Source organism: Thermovirga lienii (genome assembly GCF_036847465.1).
Classification (GTDB): domain Bacteria; phylum Synergistota; class Synergistia; order Synergistales; family Thermovirgaceae; genus Thermovirga; species Thermovirga lienii.
This window is the reverse complement of record NZ_DAITZW010000017.1, coordinates 1-19,705: the sequence shown is the minus strand read 5'-3', so window position 1 is coordinate 19,705 and position 19,705 is coordinate 1. Positions and strand designations below refer to the sequence as shown.

Annotated in this window: 20 protein-coding genes; 7 read left to right on the top strand and 13 right to left on the bottom strand. The window is 49.0% G+C overall.

All coding sequences use genetic code 11. The features are described from left to right. From V7Z69_RS05970 to V7Z69_RS05955, 4 genes are all read right to left on the bottom strand, one after another. On the bottom strand, positions 1-431 hold a 431-nt coding region (locus V7Z69_RS05970; protein WP_334139116.1), incomplete at its 3' end, for a nitroreductase family protein. Continuing rightward, entirely contained in the window at positions 431-1,576 is a 1,146-nt protein-coding gene (locus V7Z69_RS05965; protein ID WP_334139114.1) for a GGDEF domain-containing protein, read from the bottom strand. The genes V7Z69_RS05970 and V7Z69_RS05965, both read right to left, overlap by 1 nt. Positions 1,577-1,661: 85 nt before the next feature. Beyond that, positions 1,662-2,924 carry a CCA tRNA nucleotidyltransferase gene (locus V7Z69_RS05960; RefSeq protein ID WP_334139112.1) on the bottom strand — a complete coding sequence of 421 codons (1,263 nt, stop codon included), beginning with the start codon at positions 2,922-2,924 and terminating at the stop codon, positions 1,662-1,664. A gap of 106 nt (positions 2,925-3,030) precedes the next feature. Further along, a complete protein-coding gene (locus V7Z69_RS05955; RefSeq protein ID WP_334139111.1) occupies positions 3,031-3,204 on the bottom strand; it encodes a DUF362 domain-containing protein in 174 nt (57 codons plus the stop codon). A 103-nt stretch (positions 3,205-3,307) separates the two neighbouring features. Between V7Z69_RS05955 and V7Z69_RS05950 the strand changes: the two genes are divergently transcribed. Continuing rightward, positions 3,308-3,781: a nuclear transport factor 2 family protein gene (locus tag V7Z69_RS05950; protein WP_334139110.1), complete on the top strand. Its 474-nt coding sequence runs from the start codon at positions 3,308-3,310 to the stop codon at positions 3,779-3,781. A 6-nt stretch (positions 3,782-3,787) separates the two neighbouring features. Here the strand turns inward: V7Z69_RS05950 and V7Z69_RS05945 are convergent, their stop codons facing one another. Next, complete coding sequence (locus V7Z69_RS05945) at positions 3,788-4,807, bottom strand: NAD(P)H-dependent glycerol-3-phosphate dehydrogenase (protein ID WP_334139108.1); 1,020 nt, start codon at positions 4,805-4,807, stop codon at positions 3,788-3,790. Positions 4,808-4,955: 148 nt separating this feature from the next. On the opposite strand from V7Z69_RS05945, the gene V7Z69_RS05940 reads away from it, so the two are divergent. From V7Z69_RS05940 to V7Z69_RS05920, 5 genes are all read left to right on the top strand, one after another. Beyond that, positions 4,956-6,752: a sensor domain-containing diguanylate cyclase gene (locus V7Z69_RS05940; RefSeq protein ID WP_334139106.1), complete on the top strand. Its 1,797-nt coding sequence runs from the start codon at positions 4,956-4,958 to the stop codon at positions 6,750-6,752. Between the two features lie 8 nt (positions 6,753-6,760). Further along, a complete protein-coding gene (locus tag V7Z69_RS05935; RefSeq protein WP_334139104.1) occupies positions 6,761-7,099 on the top strand; it encodes a cupin domain-containing protein in 339 nt (112 codons plus the stop codon). Then, positions 7,096-7,485, top strand: coding sequence for an ImmA/IrrE family metallo-endopeptidase (locus tag V7Z69_RS05930; RefSeq protein ID WP_334139102.1), 390 nt, complete (start codon positions 7,096-7,098; stop codon positions 7,483-7,485). Before V7Z69_RS05935 ends, V7Z69_RS05930 begins: the two co-directional genes overlap by 4 nt. A 14-nt stretch (positions 7,486-7,499) precedes the next feature. Further along, on the top strand, positions 7,500-8,633 hold the full coding sequence (locus V7Z69_RS05925) for a tetratricopeptide repeat protein (RefSeq protein ID WP_334139101.1): 1,134 nt from the start codon (positions 7,500-7,502) through the stop codon (positions 8,631-8,633). A gap of 127 nt (positions 8,634-8,760) precedes the next feature. Beyond that, on the top strand, positions 8,761-10,041 hold the full coding sequence (locus tag V7Z69_RS05920) for an ArsB/NhaD family transporter (RefSeq protein WP_334139140.1): 1,281 nt from the start codon (positions 8,761-8,763) through the stop codon (positions 10,039-10,041). Between the two features lie 41 nt (positions 10,042-10,082). Here the strand turns inward: V7Z69_RS05920 and cysK are convergent, their stop codons facing one another. From cysK to V7Z69_RS05880, 8 genes are all read right to left on the bottom strand, one after another. Beyond that, positions 10,083-11,003 carry a cysteine synthase A gene (gene cysK, locus V7Z69_RS05915; protein WP_334139099.1) on the bottom strand — a complete coding sequence of 307 codons (921 nt, stop codon included), beginning with the start codon at positions 11,001-11,003 and terminating at the stop codon, positions 10,083-10,085. Continuing rightward, positions 11,004-11,684: a serine O-acetyltransferase gene (gene cysE, locus V7Z69_RS05910; RefSeq protein ID WP_334139097.1), complete on the bottom strand. Its 681-nt coding sequence runs from the start codon at positions 11,682-11,684 to the stop codon at positions 11,004-11,006. Positions 11,685-12,018: 334 nt separating this feature from the next. Next, positions 12,019-13,008 carry a formimidoylglutamase gene (locus V7Z69_RS05905; protein ID WP_334139096.1) on the bottom strand — a complete coding sequence of 330 codons (990 nt, stop codon included), beginning with the start codon at positions 13,006-13,008 and terminating at the stop codon, positions 12,019-12,021. Positions 13,009-13,081: 73 nt separating this feature from the next. Next, on the bottom strand, positions 13,082-15,118 hold the full coding sequence (locus V7Z69_RS05900; protein WP_334139095.1) for a urocanate hydratase: 2,037 nt from the start codon (positions 15,116-15,118) through the stop codon (positions 13,082-13,084). A gap of 45 nt (positions 15,119-15,163) precedes the next feature. Further along, a complete protein-coding gene (locus V7Z69_RS05895) occupies positions 15,164-15,793 on the bottom strand; it encodes a cyclodeaminase/cyclohydrolase family protein (RefSeq protein WP_014162529.1) in 630 nt (209 codons plus the stop codon). Between the two features lie 15 nt (positions 15,794-15,808). Beyond that, positions 15,809-17,053, bottom strand: coding sequence for an imidazolonepropionase (hutI, locus tag V7Z69_RS05890; protein ID WP_334139094.1), 1,245 nt, complete (start codon positions 17,051-17,053; stop codon positions 15,809-15,811). Positions 17,054-17,055: 2 nt separating this feature from the next. Continuing rightward, on the bottom strand, positions 17,056-17,973 hold the full coding sequence (gene ftcD, locus V7Z69_RS05885) for a glutamate formimidoyltransferase (RefSeq protein ID WP_014162531.1): 918 nt from the start codon (positions 17,971-17,973) through the stop codon (positions 17,056-17,058). A gap of 34 nt (positions 17,974-18,007) precedes the next feature. Continuing rightward, positions 18,008-18,745 carry an IclR family transcriptional regulator gene (locus V7Z69_RS05880; RefSeq protein ID WP_014162532.1) on the bottom strand — a complete coding sequence of 246 codons (738 nt, stop codon included), beginning with the start codon at positions 18,743-18,745 and terminating at the stop codon, positions 18,008-18,010. A 132-nt stretch (positions 18,746-18,877) separates the two neighbouring features. Here V7Z69_RS05880 and V7Z69_RS05875 point away from each other — a divergent pair, with 132 nt between their 5' ends. Continuing rightward, positions 18,878-19,666 carry an enoyl-CoA hydratase/isomerase family protein gene (locus tag V7Z69_RS05875; protein ID WP_014162533.1) on the top strand — a complete coding sequence of 263 codons (789 nt, stop codon included), beginning with the start codon at positions 18,878-18,880 and terminating at the stop codon, positions 19,664-19,666. Positions 19,667-19,705: the final 39 nt, after the last annotated feature.

Sequence of the window (19,705 nt, the reverse complement as noted above, 5' to 3'; positions counted from 1 at the left end):
GGTATTATGTTTTCAGGCAGGTTCAACAATTTACTCAAGCCTTCCATTAGGTCCCTTTTGGGGTAGACTCCCATCCATACCGAGCCCAGGTTCAAGGCAGTGGCTGCCAGCAGTATATTTTCGGTGGCAGCAGCACAATCTTGGGGCCAAAGGTCTTCATCTTTTATGTAGTTTTTATTTCCACAGACCAGTATGGCAGCAGGTGCTCCAAGAAGCATCTTGGAGTAGGGGTGAAATTTGGGTATTTGGTCGAGAAGTTCTCTGTCGTCAATTATGACAAACTCCCAAGGCTGCTGGTTATGTGCAGAAGGAGCTGCCATGGCAGCCTTCAAGAGGTGTTCGAAAATGGTGTCGTTCAGGGGCTTATTTTCGTAGCTTCTGATGCTTCTTCTGGAAAGTATTACATCCAAAGCTTTGGTTGCGTCGTTCATTATCCATCTACCTCCTTTTGGGGTTCTTTTAGCGTAATGTCTTGATCTTTCTCTTCTAATATGCCCTCTATATGGATAGGGTCAAAAGAGGGATTTTCCGGATCTACAATGGAGATCTCCTCGAAGACAGAATTTTTCGCCCTGAACAGGGCCGTGTCTGCGTTTACCATTACTGCCTGGTATGTTATCCCCGGAATAATCTTGGTTATACCCACCGAGGCTTTCGAGTACTCGGGCATTATTGCCTTGAGGCCTTCAAGGATTCTTTTGGCCACGGTCTTCCCTAGACTTACACTGGAGTTGTCCAATACGACCATAAACTCCACTCCACCGTAACGAGCCAATACGTCCTTTGATCGTATTTTTTCCTCCATCATCTTGGCGACCTTCTTTATGTAAGCGTCTGCTACTATGTACCCGTGGTTTTCCACAATTTTATCGTGTTCGTCCAGGGAGATAAAAAGCACCACCTTCTCAGCATCGCTCTCCACCAGTGCCTTTATTAAGTTATCCAGATAGTTTCTGTTGTAGACTCCCGTTACAGGGTCCTCTATGGCTTTTCTCTGTGCTTCCCTTTGGGCCTTTATGAGAAGAGATATTTGGGTCACGTGTAGCCTCAATATGTCCATGAAAAAATAAGAGAAAAGCAGAGTAAAGGAATAAACTATGACTATATAAGCCAAATTCATGTCCAGTTCCCCATGTTTCATGAGGGGTATGTAGAAACACAGGGCGTTGTAGAACAATACGAAGAAAAAGGACAGTCCCTTGGGCTGCAGGAAGTACGGGCCGAGGAGAATGCAGAACAAAAGGGATACTACGTGTCTTAAAAGGGCCACGTGGACTGTGAGTCCAAGTTGAATGTAGAATAAAGGGATGGAGGACATAAGTATGAGGTTTGCGATAACGACGAATCCGAAGATCTTTTTCCAGGTGTCCGAAAGCTTCAGCGTCACAAGGGGGGAGGCAGCAAGATAGATCAAGGCCAATGATGCATCGAGAGCCTTTGCCTTTGGGAATCCAAAGGCGTAGTCCGCAAAGTACATCGCCCCGAACCATGCCGCCAGTACCAGGCAATTGCTGAGCGCCCTGAAAGTCTTTCTATCTTTGAATTGTACGGCTTCCGCTTGGACAGTTGTAGTCATCAAACATCACCCTTTCCTAGGGGTAAAAGTTTCAATAATAAGAATTTATATGTAACTATTTAGATGATAACTGAATAAAGGTATACTAACAACCTTTGCCTTGATGATGATATCTATCTTCGATCCAACGGAGTAAATCCTTTCTGTTTTTTAGGCCTTCTGATGCTATCTTCCCGGCCAAATCACCAAGGATTTCCCCTATCTTTTTCTCATCCAACGAAGGAAAAAGTTCAATGAGGTCTTTGCCTCTCAAAGGTACTCCGTGCCTTAAGTTAAAGATAAACCTTATCGTTTCTGACCTGTTTCTCGTGTATCTGGGTAGATCACCAGATCCTGCCAGGGTATCTGCGTATCCCAACAGGAAAAGTTTGTCGATCCACTTTGTGCCTCTTTCCAAGATGAGCTTTGCAACCGTCTTCGTTTCAGGTAGCGTAAAAGGTAGGTCATGCCACTCTATGAGAGAACAAACTTCATTTGCCAGCTTTTGCGGCCATGCCCAGGTTTTGAAAAGCTCTCTGGCCATTTTTGCCCCTTTTTTTTCGTGTCCCGATGGGCCTACTCCTTTTCCAAGATCATGGAACAAGGCTGTGGCTTTCATGATTGGGTCTTGGGTCAAACCTTCCATGTGTTCGAGGCAGAGCAGAGAATGAGTGAAGGTGTCTCCTTCGGGGTGTTTAATGGGGTCCTGGCTTATACTTTTGAGGTTGTATAGGGGAGCCATGGTGCTCTTCAGCACGTTAAGCCCGTCCAAAATTTTAATGAATAAAGACGTTTCACTGTTTAGAGCCTTTAGTACCTCTTTGCCTATCCGTTCAGGGGGGACTTTCTTCAAAAGATCCCTATGGGCGATGCAAACATTCTTTGTTTCATCTGCCAGGGTAAATTTAGGAAGGGATGCGGACAAACGGGCAGCTCTAACTATCCTCGCTGGGTCTTCAGTGACTCGCTTTTCGGGAGAGGCCGTGAACTTTATCTGTCTTGTGCAGAGGTCGCGTTGGCCTCCCCATGGGTCAATAACCCTGCCGTTTTTGTCCATGGCCATGGCGTTTACGGTGAAGTCCCTTCTTTTGAGGTCTTCTTCCAATGTGCCGTCTGCGAAGGAAGCTACATCTATAGTAATACCTCCTAAGGAAATAGTTGCGGATTGCAGTTTTTCTTTACCTACTACCTTGGCTTTGGGGAAAGTGGAAGTAACCTCTTCCAGACTGGCTGAGGTGGCCACATCTATATCAAGAGGATTCCTGCAGAGCAAAAGGTCCCTTACTGCTCCTCCAACCACGAAAGCTTGGTATCCTTTTTCTTCCAACGTTTCGATGACATATAGAGCGCTCTTCCAAGGCTCATTCATCTTTTAGGCTTTCACCTTTTGTCATAAGTAAGACACTGGGGCCATCCCTACGCTAATTTGCAAAGGGCGGCCCCAGTGTATGTAAGTACGTTTAAAGTTTAGATTACTACTGAGAAATAGCGCTTACTGGGCAGACTGCAACGCAGGCGCCGCACTCTACGCAAGTATCTGCATCCACCTCTGCCTTGCCGTCAACCATGCTGATGGCCGCTACCGGGCAGGTTCCTACGCAAGCCTCGCAACCTACACATGTGTCCTTGTCTACTACTGCTTTTGCCATTTCATTCCCTCCTTACTTGGTTGGTTATTAAAGATCGTTGAAGTTGGAACAAAAACATTTTATCCTATAAAGTGCAAATGAGCAACAATCGGGAGGGATATAAGTGAAGATTGAAAGGGATGGGAGAGAAGATTTCATACTCAAGCTGGTGGAGAAGCAGCTGGGCAGCATATGGCAAGGTGATGGTAAAGCCTACGCGGATACGGTAGCGGAAGACTGTTCTTTTTTCGAATGGTACATAAGCCCTGTGAGGATAGATGGCCTTGATTTTCACCTGAGAGAGCTTAAGATTCACAAAAAAGTTCTGGAAGGGCCAGTGGATCCTTTTGAGGAAAAAGAACACGTCTTTGAACACGAAATTCTTCAGCCGCGAGTTCAGTTCTACGGCAAGACTGCAATAGCGACCTTCACCCTCATGATAAGGGCGGTTTTGCCCGAGGGAGTGGTGCACAAAAGCCATAACGAGACGCGAGTTTTTTACAACTTTGGAAGCGACGAAAAGCCCCAATGGAAGCTAGTCCACTGTCATAAGTCGCCAGTAGCTACCAAAGACAGCTTGGAGGTGCTCAGAGGCTAGATGGTACTATTTTGATACCCAACGTATTTCTGGGGGCATCTCTGGCTTAGGACATCGGGAGAACAGTTCCTCCAGCAGGGAGATCGGCGTTTTTTGTTCATAGAGGACTCGGTATACGGCTTCTGCTATGGGAAGTTCCACACCAAGTTCTTTGGCATGTTCCACCAGTGCCCTTACGGTGTATGCCCCTTCTGCTACCTGCCCTAAGGACTTTTGGGCCCCTTCTAGAGTCATGCCCTTGGCTATGGCCCTGCCGAGTCTGTAGTTTCGAGAGAGGTTGCTGTAGCATGTCACCATGAGGTCCCCTATTCCCGCCAGGCCGGCAAACGTCAAAGGATGCGCCCCTGCCTTGGCTCCCAGCCGCATTACCTCGGCAAGGCCTCTGCTAACCAAAGCGGCCATGGCGTTATCTCCCAGGTCCATTTCAGAGGCTATGCCTGCAGCGATGGCTATGACGTTTTTGACCGCCCCTCCTATCTCCACACCTATTACGTCGCTGCTTGTGTAAACTCTGAAAAAACCCCTGTTGAGAAGGTTTTGCCACAGAGTTCTTTCTTCCTCGTGGATGGACGCCACTACCACTGCCGTGGGTTTGGAGAGGGCCACTTCCTCCGCGTGGCTTGGTCCTGAGATTATGCTGTATCTGGCTGAAGGTATGATCTCTGCAACTATCTCGCTTATGCGCTTTCCAGTGGATATTTCCAAGCCTTTGGCTGCGTTGCAAAGGTGAATTCCTTCTCGAAGGAAAGGTTTCGCCTGCTTCAGGAAGCTCCTGACAGATTGAGTGGGGACGGCCAATATGAACGTATCAGTACTACAGGCTTCCTCCAAATCGGAGGTGGCCGTGAGTCTTTCGGGAAGATCTATATTCTTAAGGTAGTCGGGGTTTCGTCCCGTCATATTTATGGCTTTGGCCTGTTCCGGTCTTCTACACCACAGAGTTACGTCCTCTCCTTGGTGGCTTAGATGACTTGCTAGGGCAGTTCCCCAGCTTCCTGCTCCGAAAACGGTTATGGAGTTGTCCAATTTATTTCCCTTCCTTCGTAAAAGGATATGGAGTGCTGAAGTTGCTAAAAATAATAATACAACAAAACTCATGGATTTAATTCTTTTGTTGTGGGCAAGAGGTTTATTGTTTAAAATAAAAACATATCAAATACAGGAAAGAGTTAAAATGATAAAATTCAAAGAATTGCGCTACCTATGTGAGAAGATCGGAAAAGGCGAAACTCAAGCTGCAGTTGCCAAGGCAGCGGTGGATTCCCTAGAAAGGGTGTTAAAGGGGTGTTTTGCTTGCCTATACGTGTTAAGTGATGACCAGAGTAAGCTTACCCTTCTGGCCTACGGTAGTTATCCCCCGGCGGTTTACAGCATCGATAGGAGCAATGTTTCTTATTGGAGAGCCTTTGCTAGGAGGGAGCGGCTTGTCCTTGATTGCACTCTTCTCCCACAGGAGATGTTGTTTGTAAGCAACTCAAAGCAAAAGGCTATAATTCCTCTTTTGTGGGAAGAGAGGCAAATTGGAGCATTGATAGTGGAGGCCCTGGAAGAGCTTTCAAAGGAGCAGCTAGAACTTCTGGAGTTTGTGGCGTCTGTTGTTGCTAAGAGCATGAACGTCGTAAAACTTACCGATACTCTTGAGCAAAGCCTCAAGTCCTTATCGAACCTAAATAAGAGGCAAAAGCTTTTAGTGGATGTATCCCTCAAGCTCTTTGAGCAGCCTACAAAAGAGGCGATGGGACGATTTCTCATAAGCAAGGTAAAAGAAGTTTTTGGATTTGATGAGGTTCAAGTACTCTGGATGGAAGGAGAGTCGGGCGAGGGATGTAGGATATTTGCAAGTGATGTACAACCCCAGCTGGGCGATTTGCCCTTCATTATAAAAGCTGGCAAACCATCGCAGATGACGGTGCTGATAAAGGATGAAGAAAGTTTAAGGGGGCTTTTGACGGCAACAAGTTCCGAAGGCAAGGCATTTACAAAAAGCGATGGAGAGCTCTTGAGCTCTTTGTGCGGTTACGTTGCTGCGGTCTTGGCGGCTCGAAGTCAGCTCCGCAGCATTCAAAGGCTAAGATACATGGAAAGGACTTTAGTGGAGATCCTTATAGAGGCTGCGAAAGAAAATTCCATAGAGGATGTATGTCGCTACATAGCCCGAAAGCTCAGCGAGACGATGTATTGTGACGTTTTGGTCTATAAAATCGCAGCGGAGAATGGAACTAAAAAGCTAAGAAAATTAGCGTCTGTGGATTTGGACAAGATCCTCTTGGGCGAGGGGCATGATGAAGTTCTGTTCCCTTTGCAAAACCGCAGATACACAGAAGAGATCCCCATAGCTTTTGGCGGTCAAGTCTTTGGTCTTCTCAAGATTATCGACAAACACGGGTATTTCAGCACTAAAGATACGAAAGACATGTTGAGCATCCTCGCTAGACACCTAGGCGTTCTTTGGGCATATCAGAAGGCCATTCATGAGACCAAGCAAGAGGCCCTTAAGGACTCTTTGACGGGATTGTGGAACAGGAGGTATTTTACGGAGAAGATAAAGGAGGAGATGGCCCGTTGCGAACGATCCGGTGAGCCTTTCTCCGTGGCTATAATAGATATCAGGGGTTTCAAGGCTATAAATGACACTTTTGGGCACCTCGAAGGAGATAGGATTCTAGTGGAAGTAGCTGGCTTTCTTGCTGGGGCGATGAGAAAAATAGATTTGATAGCCCGCTACGGTGGAGACGAATTTGTCTCCCTGCATCCAAGGACCCGAGAGAAAGAGGCGGAAGCCTTGTGGGGTAGGGTAGAGCAAAAACTGAAAAAGAGGCTTTGGGGAAGTAGAAACTTACAGATAGCTATCGACGTAGGCATAGCTTCATATCCAGATGATGGAAAAGAAAAAGAACATATATTGGAGAAGGCAGACGAAAGGATGTATGAAGCCAAACGGAAAGCCAAAACAAATTCGTTGGAGGTTTGATAGGTCATATGGAAAAGGGTAATTTTTACTTGATACCGGAGGGAGAGAAGGGGCAGGAGATAATTGAAAAGCTTTTGGAAAATCAAGCCATGTGGATTGAGCGCATAACGTCCTTCGGCAGCAAAACTCCAGAAGGCGTGTGGTATGATCAGGATACGGACGAATGGGTGCTCCTCGTAAAGGGGAGGGCGCAGCTAGAGTTTGAAGACGGCTTCCTATTGGATCTGAATGAGGGCGACTGGGTGTTTATCCCCGCTGGTGAAAGGCACAGAGTTACCTATACATCTTTTGACCCTTCTTGCCTGTGGCTTGCAATTCACATGAAAAAGCCTGGTGAAAGGCCTTGAACGGCAAAAAGATAAAAGTGACCGATTCGGAAAAGAAGCGGTTGGAGTTATTGGCTACCCAATGGGGCGTCACAGTGGATTTTAGGTCCTACCTTGGGGCGGATATGTTCGCTCGTATAACCATCCCTTCCGATGGCATGGCAAGGGTAGAAATACTGGAAGCTTTTTCGCCTGAGGAGTATTATGCCAAATGGGGCAATCGGGATGTCCCCGAGGACAAGCTTTTCGAGTTTTTGCTGCTCCATGAAATAGCTCACCTTGAGCTTGAGCACCATAAGAAGAAGGTGCCTTTTCACACTGAAGATGCCAATTGGTGGTTCAGCTTCAAGGAGCAAAAGGAGAAAGAAGCGGATCTGTGGGCCAAAGAAAAGTTATGTGGACCATGAAAGGAGATATCATCATGAAAAAATTTTTTTTGATCGCAATTATAGGCATGCTGGTTTTAAATTTTGCGGTATCGGGCAGAGCATACGCAGAAAAAGCGGAGGAATTGGTCAACAAAGGAGTGGATGCTGCGACCCAAGGTAGGCTGGAGGAAGCAGAAACCTTTTTGAGAGAGGCCATTGAATTGAAACCAAACCTTGCTCAGGCCCACTACAACCTGGGAGTAGTTCTGGAGACAAAAGGCTCTCTGGAAGATGCTCTTTCGGAATACGTGGAGGCCCTAAAGCTCATGGAGGATTTCCCTGAAGGATACAACAGCTTGGGTAATCTTTACTGGAAGATGGGTGAGCCAACTAAGGCGGAGGAGTCCTTTAGAAAAGCACTGGAGAAAAGACCAGACTATTTAGCTGCCTGGAGCAATCTTGGGAGATTGCTACTGGCAGAAGGTAAAATTCAGGAGGCTCTCCCTGCGCTGGAAAAGGCCTCCGAGCTTGCTCCATCAAACCCTGAAAACCTGTACTATCTAGGAGAAGCGAAAAAGGCTTTGGGCAATTTAGAAGGAGCCATAGAACAATATAGAAAGGCCCTCGAGCTAAAACCCGATTATACTGATGCTGAAGTGGCATTGGCTTTTGCATATGGGAGGATGGGAAAGGTCGACAAGGGAGTAGAAATCTTCAAGGAGGCCATAGCCAAGGATCCCAACAACGCCAAGCTGCTCTACAACTTTGGAGTAATGCTTTTTTCTACCAGGCAGTACAGCGAAGCGGCTCAAGCCTTCTCTAAGGCAGGAAAGTTGGATCCCACATCGGTAGAAGTTTGGAACAACCTTAGCCAGACTTATCTGCGCCTTCAAAATTACCCAGGGGCTCTTGAGGCAGCCCAGAGGGCTGTAGAAACCGACAGCCAGTCTTACAGAGCCTACAACAGTTTGGGCTTCGCCCTCATAGGAGTAGATCGCTACGAGGAAGCCAAGGAGGCCTTTGACAAGGCTCTGGCTTTGCAACCTAACTTTGCCGATAGCCATTTCGGGAAAGGTGTGGCGCTTTTGCTTTTGGGCGACAGGGATGGAGCGGCCAAAGAGGTGGAGATCCTAAAGATATTGAACAAGGGCATGGCAGCGAAGCTTGAAGGACTAATGGGCAACTGAAAGCTTTTTGTATATTGTATTTTGTAGAGCAGTAAAGAATTATTGGGTGTAACTTGAAAAAATGAGAAAAAGGAGTACTATTTTTTCCCGTTAGGGCCATGCTTGGCAAACCTGCAAGATCGTGGGGATGATAATCTTGAGCCGTGTCCAGCTTCTTGCTCTTTTGATCTTTTGTCTTACGTACGCTTTTATAATAACGGAGCGCCTCCATAGGCTTAAGGCTGCTATGCTAGGTTTTTCCCTGGTTCTTTTGATGCAGATAGTGGAGCAGAGCGAGATCTTTTCCTTTATCGACTTCAATACCATAGGCCTCTTGTTGGGCATGATGATCCTGGTGGGGATATTGAAAAAAACTGGATTAATCCAGCACATAGCAGCAGAAGCGGTGGTTTACAGTAAAGGGAACGCGTGGGTATTACTAGTTTTTCTTTCGTTTTTGACGGCCGTGATATCTGCCCTGATAGACAACGTAACCACCGTGCTCCTGGTAGGCCCTATAGCTTTAGCGGTGGCTGATGTAATGGAGATAAACCCCATGCCCTTCATTTTTGCCGAGATATTTTCGTCCAACATAGGAGGCACCGCAACTCTAATAGGAGATCCCCCAAATCTCCTGATAGGCTCCGCAGCGGGGCTAACCTTCAACGACTTCATAATCAACTTAGGCCCTCCAGTTATTTTATCCATGATTGTCTTGTTCGGCCTGCTTTATCTTTGGTATGGAGGCGACCTGAAGCCAAAGGGGCAGGAGAAGACCTCACGAGGTGATTTCTCTGGCCCAAGAAAACTTCAGGATCCGGCTCTAGCTATTCGAGTTGTGGCGGTCATGGCCTTGGTCCTCGTAGGATTCGTTCTGCACGGAGTGCTTCACTTGGAGGCTGCAACCATAGCCTTGGCGGGAGCGACCCTAGCTCTGATAGTTTGTCCTGTGGATGTTGAGGAGTTACTTTTGGACGTAGATTGGGTAACCATTTTGTTTTTCTCCATGCTTTTCATGCTGGTGGGCACTCTGGAGCACGTTGGCGTGATAGAGCTGTTTGCCACCAAGATGTTTGCTCTGGTAGGGGAACACTTCAAGGCGTTGACCATGATCCTCATATGGGTTTCAGGTTTGGCTTCTGCGGTGGTAGACAACGTTCCCTACACTGCGGCGGTCATTCCTTTGGTGAAGCATATTTCTCATCTTGGTGGGTACGATCCAAAGCCCTTGTGGTGGGCCTTGGCCCTTGGTGCGTGCTTGGGGGGGAACGGGACGCTAGTCGGAGCATCGGCAAACCTGGTTATGGCTGGGATAGCCAACAAGGCGGGGATAAGGTTGGATTTCAAAACCTTCCTTTCAAGAGGTATGGTCCTTATGTCTGCCACGCTTTTCGTTTCGGCAATATATATTTTGTGGCGTTATCTTTAAAGATGACAGGGGGCGGTACTACCGCCCCCTGATATTTTGTGTCAATTGTAAGCAGGAGTGCTCAGGTACTTATCTCCTCTGTCTGGAGCGATGGTCACAATCACTGCACCTTTTGGGGCCTTTTCTGCCACCTTCATGGCAGCCCAGAGGTTCGCTCCGGAAGAGACTCCACAGAACAGCCCCTCCTTTTTGCTCAACCACCTAGCCATGTCGAAGGCTTGCTCATCCTCGACAGTTATTATTTCGTCTACCACGTCAAGGTCCAAGTTCTTAGGAATGAACCCTGCGCCTATTCCCTGTATGCCGTGGGGTCCAGGAGCGTTGCCGGAGAGCACCGCGCTTTTGGCCGGTTCCACACCGATTACCTTTGCGGATGGAAAGGCCGATTTCAGTACTTTGCCTACGCCTGATATGGTGCCTCCCGTTCCTATGCCTGCGACGAAGGCGAAAGGTTCCATGCCATTTAGGTCACTTATTATCTCGGGAGCAGTGGACACTGCGTGTGCCCAGGGGTTGCCAGGATTTGAGAACTGATCCGGCATGAACGCTCCAGGGGTACTTTGTAGTATATCTGTGGCTGCTTCAATGGCTCCTTTCATGCCCATTTCAGCTTTTGTTAGTACAAGTTCTGCCCCATAGGCTTTTAGGATGCTTCGCCTTTCTTCCGACATGGATTCCGGCATGGTGAGTATGACCCTAAGGCCCATGATGCTTCCAAGCATTGCGAGAGCTATGCCCGTGTTTCCACTAGTTGGTTCCACTATTACCGTTTGCTTTTGGAGTTTTCCTTCCTTTTCAGCCATGTAGAGCATGCCCCAGGCTGCTCTATCCTTTATGGAGCCTCCTATGTTATTTCCTTCAAGCTTTACGAGTATGTGTCCCCCATTTTTGACTGGGGCTATGGTGTGCATGGGAGTTCTGCCTATCAATTTGACAAGAGACAGGGATGCGAGGGATTTCATTTAGACCACCACCCTTTTGGTAAAAATTTCTTTCGTTTTCTCTATATCCTTGAGCTGCCTCTTCAGGGCGTCTATCTCCCTTTGCAGCCTGCTGATCTTTTCCATAATCTCCTTGTCAGGTTCCGACGAGATGGTCTTTATGCCGTTTATTTTTACTATCCTGGCAGGAATTCCGATCACGGTGCTGTTGTCAGGGATATCCCTCAGGACAACGCTATTTGCTCCTATTCTGCAGTTTTTGCCTATGGTGATGTTGCCCAAGACCCTTGCGCCGCTTCCTATTATGGTTCCGTCCCCTATGGTTGGGTGTCTTTGAAACTCCTTCTCGTTGCCAGTAGCTCCCAGAGTGACTCCCTGATATATGGTCACTCCTTTCCCTACTACTGCGGTCTCGCCTATTACAACGCCCATGCCGTGGTCTATGAAGACCCCTCCGGCTATTTGAGCACCGGGGTGGATCTCTATGCCCGTAAGCCACCGCACTATAAGGCTTATGAAACGAGGCAAGATCCTCAATTTAAGCTTTTGGTACATGAAGTGGTTCACCTTGTGGATCAAGAGGGCATGAAAGCCAGGGTAGCACAAAATTATTTCCAAAAACCCCAGCATACCGCCGCGGAAAGCGGGATCCTGGTCCTTTATGGCCTTGTAATCAGCTTTTATGTCTTTTAGGAAACTCATGGTTTTCTCCTCCTTAGATAGTTTGATTTCAAGTTTTTCACTGCTTTTGAAGCTACAACAACCGCAGCCGCTTTCCACGGTCCTCACCTCCTTTGTGTCTTTAGGAAAAATGAAAGCGGGCTTCCTCTCGAGAAAGCCCGCTTTGGATCAAATTTATGTTCTCAGCTTCTTTTGGCCGGAAGGCACATGCGGGCTTTTTCTCCCGCAGCCTTTCCGGCTGCGGCAGAGGTCAACGAACCATCTGCCTACAACAACAAAGTACGAAGCTGAAACTTTTCATCCCAAGAATACTCCTTGTTCTTTCATTTTAGGCAATCCTAACATATGTGTTTTTTTATGTCAAATAAGCTCTTTCAGAAAAGCCCTTGCAGAACCAGAATAGGATCCCTGCGCACAATGAAGCCGTTCTCCCTCCCTCATCCAAAGGGGGGCTCATTTCGGTTATGTCCAGGTATCGTATTTTTCCAGTTTTCCCTGCGATGTAAGCTATCCTCTCCAGCTCTGGAGCCTTGAATCCCCTGGGATTGCTGGCCGAGGCGCCAGGTGCTTCATGGTTTCTTGCCGCATCTATGTCTATGGAGAGGGCTACAGCTTTCGTTCCTTCGCTTGCTATACGGCAGGCCTCAAGAAAGAACTCCATGGGCCTGTTGCCTATGCTGTTCAAGGTCATGACCGCTACATGTTGTTTTTTTACCCATTCGTAGTGATAAGGGGAGTTGTATGGTTCCTGTATTCCAAATTCGACGAAAGCTCTGGGGTCTAGGGCGTTGTTTGGCAATTCCTCCAAGGCCCTCCTGAAAGGTGTGCCACTAGTGATCTCCTTTTGGTATTCTCTTACGTCCAAGTGGCAGTCCACGTTGATGGCTCCAAGTTCCTTTTGTCCTAATTTTAGACCTTCTACAAGACCACAAAAACCAGCAAACGAAAGGTCATGGCCGCCTCCCAAGACTATGGGGAAGACCCCATGCTCCACGACGGTCTTTACGGCCTCTGCCAGCCTTGAATGGCTTTCCTTCAGCGTTGGGCCGGGTATTATATTCCCTATGTCTATTATTTTGAGGCCCATCAGAGCTTTTCCAAAGCCAGGGGTGAGCTTGTAAAAGGCTTTTCGTATGTGCTCTGGTCCCAAGGCAGCTCCGGGTTTTCCGCCGTTTGCCACTATTCCTCTGTCCTCTGGAAAACCTAGGATAGCAATATGAGCTTCCCTAAGCTCCTCAATGACATTACCTCTTGAGGGCTTGACCAGGTCTCCCAACCTCGGGTCTGAAGGGTCATGGCGGCTGTAGAACCATTCTTGAGCAGGTGGATTTATGAAAAGTACCATTTTTGGTTCCCCCTTATTGAAGAGGCCCCGACAATCTGCCGGGACCTCTTTTGCGTCTTCTGGTCAGGGTTTCTTATTTCTTGTACTTTTTGATGGCTTCTTCTACGGTCTTGGATACCAGCTCATCGTCGGGGATGTAGGGAAGGGTTATGTGGTAGCTGTCCTTGTATTTGGCGTTGACTTCCCTGCTGACTTCCATGGCGTGTTCGCAGCGCCCCCATGCTCTTCTGGCCACGCCACCGAGAACGTCCCACATCATAGCGGACTTCAGTATCTCGTCAACCCGCTCTGAGCCGTCAAGGAGCATGCCAAATCCGCCATTGATGGCTTTACCTATGCCCACTCCGCCTCCGTTGTGGAGAGCACACAAGGTCATACCCCTTGCTGCGTTACCTGCGAAGCACTGGACTGCCATGTCGGCAGTTATGTTGCTTCCGTCCTTGATGTTGGAGGTCTCCCTGAAGGGAGAGTCGGTGCCCGAAACGTCGTGGTGGTCTCTTCCAAGCATGACGGGGCCTATCTCGCCCTTTCTAACCATTTCGTTGAATTTGAGAGCTATCTTGAGTCTTCCCTCTGCGTCCTGATAGAGGATCCTTGCCTGAGTTCCAACGACCAGTTTGTTCTTCTCAGCGTCCCTGATCCAGATCCAGTTGTCGTAATCCTGGGCTCTGCGGTTGGGGTCAATGCACTCCATGGCAGCTTTGTCGGTCTTTCTCAGGTCCTCTGGGTCTCCGCTGAGGCACACCCAACGGAATGGGCCGTAGCCGTAGTCGAAAAGGACTGGTCCCATTATGTCCTCCACGTAGGAAGGCCAGATGAAACCATCGTAGGTGTCCTTGCCGTTCTTGCATATCTCCCTGACCCCTGCGTCGAACACGGCCTTCATGAAGGAGTTGCCGTAGTCAAAGAAGTAGGTTCCCCGCTCGGTCAGGATCTTTATCAGCTCGAAGTGCTTTCTAAGGGTTTCGTCAACTCTCCTGCGGTACTCCTCTGGATTTTCGTGGAGCATCCTGGTCCTTTCCTCGAAGGTTAGGCCTACGGGGCAGTATCCACCCTCGTATGGAGCATGACAGGAGGTCTGGTCAGAGAGTAGAGGAATGTGGATGTTATTGTCCACCGCGTACTGCAACAGGTCTACGACGTTGCCGTGGTAGGCTATGGAGAGAGGCCGTTTCTGATCTAAGGCTTCCTTAGCCATTGCGAAGGCCTTCTCGCAGCTGTCGGTGACCTCGGTGACCCATCCCTGCTTTCTTCTGGTCTCTATTCTTGAGGGATCCACTTCGGCGATAATGCCCACGCCACCTGCTATCTCAACGGCTTTGGGCTGGGCGCCGCTCATGCCGCCGAGACCAGAAGAAACGAAGAGGATGCCGGCAAGGTTATCCTTGGGGCCTACTCCAAGGCGCTGCCTTGCGGCGTTCAAGATGGTGTTGTATGTGCCGTGTACTATTCCTTGGGGGCCGATGTACATCCAGCCGCCAGCAGTCATCTGGCCGTAGTTCGTTACGCCAAGCTGCATGCCTCTGTGCCAGTCCTTGGGGTTGTCGAACATGCCCACCAGGAGGCCGTTGGTGATGATGACCCTCGGCGCATCAGGCCTTGATTTAAAGAGGCCCAACGGGTGACCGCTCTCTATGACCAAAGTGGTGTCATCGGTCAGTTCTTCCAGGTATTTTTTGATCAGCCTGTACTGGAGCCAGTTCTGGCAAACTTGTCCAGTCTCTCCGTAGGTGACCAGTTCGTAAGGATATAGGGCTACTTCGAAGTCCAGGTTGTTGTCTATCATGACCTGGAAGGCTTTGCCGGCCAGGCACTTACCTTTGTACTCGTGAATGGGTTTGCCCCAGATGCGTCCTGCGGGACGATATCTGTAAGCATAGATCCTACCCCTGGTCATGAGCTCCTCCATGAACTCAGGAGCCAGTTTCTCATGGAGTTCCTCGGGTACGTACCTGAGAGCGTTCTTCAGGGCAAGCTCAGTTTCCTTTTGGTTAAGGGTCCAACCTCTATCGGGTGCCCTTCTTATTCCAGGTACGAACTCCGGGTACTCCGGAAGTTCAGCGTCCAGTTTTATGGTCATGGCTTCTCCGTTTAGGAAATTCAAATCCATCTTTTATTCCCTCCTTTTGTCTTTCATCATTTCCAGACCCCGGTTTTATCCAAGGGCCTTTTCTACGATTTTCCCTGCCTGGTCGGCCAAATTGAAGATATTGTCCAAGGTCTCCTTCACTACTTGGTTTGTCTCTGAAACGAAGGCCTCATCCTTGATGCTTCCGAGGTTTATCCTGACGTTATAGGCTGCAGCTATTCCCGCGGCCTTGGCCAGAAGCGCTGCTGTTCCGGCATCGGTTATGGCGTTGGGGTTGCCTTTTTCAGCGGCAGTGAGGGCTATCTCTGCCAGGGCTTTGCAAGCTTTCAAAGTCTCCAGAGGTACTTGCACTGCTTTCTTGAGCCCTTCCTGCATGGCCTTACTTCTGGCGGCCTTTTGCTCTTCTGTATCCTTGGGCATCTTCATGGCGGCCATGAAGTCGTTGAAAGCTTCAGTGTCTTCCTCCATGAGCTTTAGGAAACGGTCCTTGAGGGCGTCTCCAGATTCTATTACCTTCTCCATGGATTCCCAATTATCCTTGTACTTTTCCTTTCCTACGGTAAGTCTGCCCACCATGGATGAGAGTGCAGAGCCCAAGGAGGCGGCCAAAGCAGCTACGCTCCCTCCTCCTGGAGCAGGAGAGGAAGATGCAAGTTCATCAGTAAAGGCTTTTACGGTAAGTTCTGCAAGTTTCATTTTTCATCCTCCTAACTAGGCTACGTTAATGCCTTTTTTGTAAACCTCCACTACGGGAGAAACGCCGGCGTGATATGCCAGGATAGCGGGAGTTTCCCCGTCGAGGAGCAGGAAGTCCGCTTGTTTTCCTACCTCCAGGCTCCCTACCTTGTGGTTTAGGCCGATGGAGTAGGCAGCGTTAAGGGTGGATGCGACTAGCGCTTCCTCTACTGTCATGTCCATGTTCAGGACGGCGAGGCCGAAGACGAAGGGCATAGATTCAGTGTAGCTTGAGCCTGGGTTACAATCTGTCGCCAATGCCACTGGAACTCCCAGTTCTATCATCTTTCTGGCCTTCGCGTAGGGTTTCTTCAGGCTGTATGCTGTCGCAGGCAAAAGGTCGGCTATTACGCCCTTTTCGGCCATGGCCTTGAGGTTTTCCTCGTTTGCCGCCAAAAGATGTTCTGCCGAAGCGGTTTCAAGCTCCGCTGCAAGGCCCGCTCCGCCAAGGTCGTGGACTTCATCGGCATGGATTTTCAGTTTGAATCCCCTGTTTCTAGCGGCTTCCAGTATCCTTCTGCTCTGTTCTACAGAGAAAACGCCTTCTTCGCAAAAAACGTCGCAGTATTGAGCTATACCCTGCTTTGAGGCAGCAGGTATCATTTCATCTATTAACAGCTTCACGTACTCTTCAGGGTTCGATTTGTATTCTTCGGGTATAGCGTGAGCCCCCATGAAGGTTGCTACCACGTCCAGAGGTGTTTCTTTGCCTACCCTCTCTATCACCCTGAGCATTTTGAGTTCTGTTTCGGTATCTAGGCCATATCCGCTTTTAATCTCCATGGATGTGGTGCCGAAGCTCAGGGCTGTGAGCACGTTGTCCAGCGTTGTGGACAAGAGCTCTTCTTCTTTGGCATTTCTTACCGATCTCACCGATGAGAGTATGCCGCCTCCAGCTTTAAGGATGTCGAGGTACGATGCTCCCGCAAGGCGCATGGAGAACTCTTTCTCTCTTCGCTCCGCAAAGCATATGTGGGTATGGGGATCTACGAAACCAGGTATCATGCAAGCGCCCTGGCAGTCTACTTCCATATCCACCTCCATGTCCTTTGCCTTTGCAAGGACATCCTCCTCAGATCCTACTGCAGTGATGATTCCCTTATCGCATAGCAGAGCGCCCCTTTCCCAGGACCTTACATGCCCTTGGAGCTTTCCTGCCAAGGGTTTGCCTTCGTCCACAGGCGTATATATGGCAGCGTTGCGAAAGAGGGTAGTAAGCATGGTTAATCTTCCTCTCTCATGAGCTCAAGGAGTTTGAGCTCCAAGACCTGGGAAGGATCGAAATCGTCAATTTGCAAGTAGTACTCGGCGCTCTGGATCAGCGCTGCGGCGGGTATCATACCGTATACTTCCGTGCCGTTTATGGTTACGCCCCACCTTGCAGCCTCCATCCGGATGAACTCCAATACCCTGTAGATGGCGGTCTTGTCGTAGTCAACGATGTTCATGCTGACCTGTACCAGGCCCTTTTCCTCCAAGGCCAAGCCTATGCCTTTCACTGCAGTGAATCCGCCACCTGAGGCTCTTACCCTCTTTGCTATGGTCTTTGCTATATTGACGTCGGTGGTGTTCAAGTTCACGTTGAAGGCTATGAGGAACTTCCTGGCGCCTATAACTGTGGCTCCAGCGGTTGGATGGAGCTTTGGCTCTCCCACATCGGGATGACGCTCTGGATTTGTTACTTCTTCCTTGAGAGCTTCGTACTGGCCTTTGCGGATGACCTCCAGGCGGGTCCTTTCGGGTCTGAGTGCCGCTTCTTCATAGTAGTAAACGGGAATTTTCAGTTCGTTGTAATAGCGCTCTCCGAACTTTCTTGCCAACTCAACGCATTCTTCCATGGTTATGTTGCTTATAGGTGTGAAGGGTATAACGTCTATGGCACCGATCCTTGGGTGGGCGCCCTGGTGGGTGTTCATGTCGATGTGCTGCATGGCTATCCTTGAAGCTTCCAGTACTGCATCGCATATGGGCTGGGGTTCGCCAGCGAGGCTGACTACGAGTCTGTTGTGATCCTCGTCAGCGCGGTAGTCAAAAAGGTAGCAACCTTTTTGTTTCTTGAAAGGTTCGACGATTGCCTCGATTACGTCCTTTCTTCTTCCCTCACTGAAATTTGGTACGCACTCAATTAGCTGTTTTGCCATCTTGCTTACCTCCGTATCTTTATTTGTTGTTTTATCAAAGGGAGGAGCCTATGTTTCGAGCTGCCTCCTTCACCATTTCCGCTATTTCTTCTTCCTGTCCTTCAAAGCTGTTAGCAAGGCCAGCTACGCCTATTTGAGCCACGAAGTTGCCCCTGCGGTCGAAGATGGGGGCGCTTATGTCTCCTGCGTGGGGTATCCATTCTTCCCGGCTTGAGGCATATCCTTTTCGGCGGATTTCCTCCAGCTGTGCTAGGAGTTTCTGTTTGTCAACTTCAGGGGGGATGATTTCTGCGAGAATTCTATTTCTAATGTGCTCGTTACAGAAGGCCAACAGGACCTTCCCTGATGCTCCAGCATGCAGCGGGATGGCCATTCCTTTGTGGGCTACGTACTTTACTGGATGGGGAGGCTCAACGCTGTGAATGCAAAGCCCTACGCTTCCCTCAAGGACGGACATGAGGCAGGTTTTGTTGGTTTGCCTTACGAGGTGCTCCATTTGTTTTTGGGCTTTCTCTATGAGTTCCTGGTAGAAAAAGGCGCGATTGTTCAAAAGGAAAAATCGTATGCCCGGTCTGAAGCTTCCGCTTGCTGGGTCCTTGTAGACCCATTCCTGTCTTTCCAGGGAGGTCAAAATACGGTGTAGGGTGCTCTTTGGTACCCCCGTTAGCCGCTCCAACTCCCTCAAGCTGTAGGTAGCCCTGTCCCGGCAGAGCACTTCCATGACGCGGGTTATCTTTTCAACGTGGTCCATCTTTTTCGTCAGAGTCTCCATAACTGCCTCCCAAAAACTGGGACACATTGTCCCATAAGTGCAAATATAAAGTTACACCAACCGCTAAAAGGTGTCAATATAGCTTTCGTTTGTAAATTGGTTTATTCTTATCTATAAAGGAGGTGTTACACCTTGGAAGGTACAGCAAAAGTTAGTGTATTGGCTTCTGTGCTCGAAGGTGGCATTGGAAGGGTAACGCTGAACAGACCTGAGAGCATGAACACCTTCACCTTGGAGTTGGCTCAAGAGCTGAATGATGCTCTTTGGGCGATGGAGGAGGATGAAAGGGTAAAGGTCGTTGTATTGGACGCGGCGGGGAAACATTTTTCTACGGGTATAGATTTGAAGGAGTTTCTTGCCCAAGAACGGCACGAGTTGAGGGAGTTTCTCAGGATTATGGATCAGCATAACTTCACCCTTTTCAGGATGGCCAAACCGGTTGTTGCAGCTGTTCAGGGGTATGCCCTTGCCAACGGCACAGGTTTGGCCTTGGCGTGCGATTTCATTATAGCGGCTGACAACGCCGTTTTCGGTACCACTGCGGTGAACGTGGGATTGATATGCCTTGAACCGGGATACCAGCTTTCTAGGTGGATAGGTCCCAAGAGGGCTTTGCAGTACGTTCTGACGGGAGAGTTCATTCCTGCTTGTAAGGCCCATGAAATGGGGGTCGTCTGGAAGGTCGTTCCACAGGAAGCTTTGTTGGAGGAGGCAATGAGCTTTGCGCGAACTCTTGCGGAGAAAAGCCCCCTTGCTGTCAGAACCGGTAAAAGGTCCTTACAGCAGATGGAAGGTCTACCCTTGGAGAGGGCCATAGAGTTTGCCGGCGAAAGGTTTGCGGCCTTAGGGCTTTCGGAGGACGCTAAAGAAGGCCTGGCTGCCTTTCTGCAGAAAAGAAAGCCGGTGTGGAAAGAAAGATAGACTTGAGGTGCTGAGGTGCGAGGCTCATTTTGCTTTTTT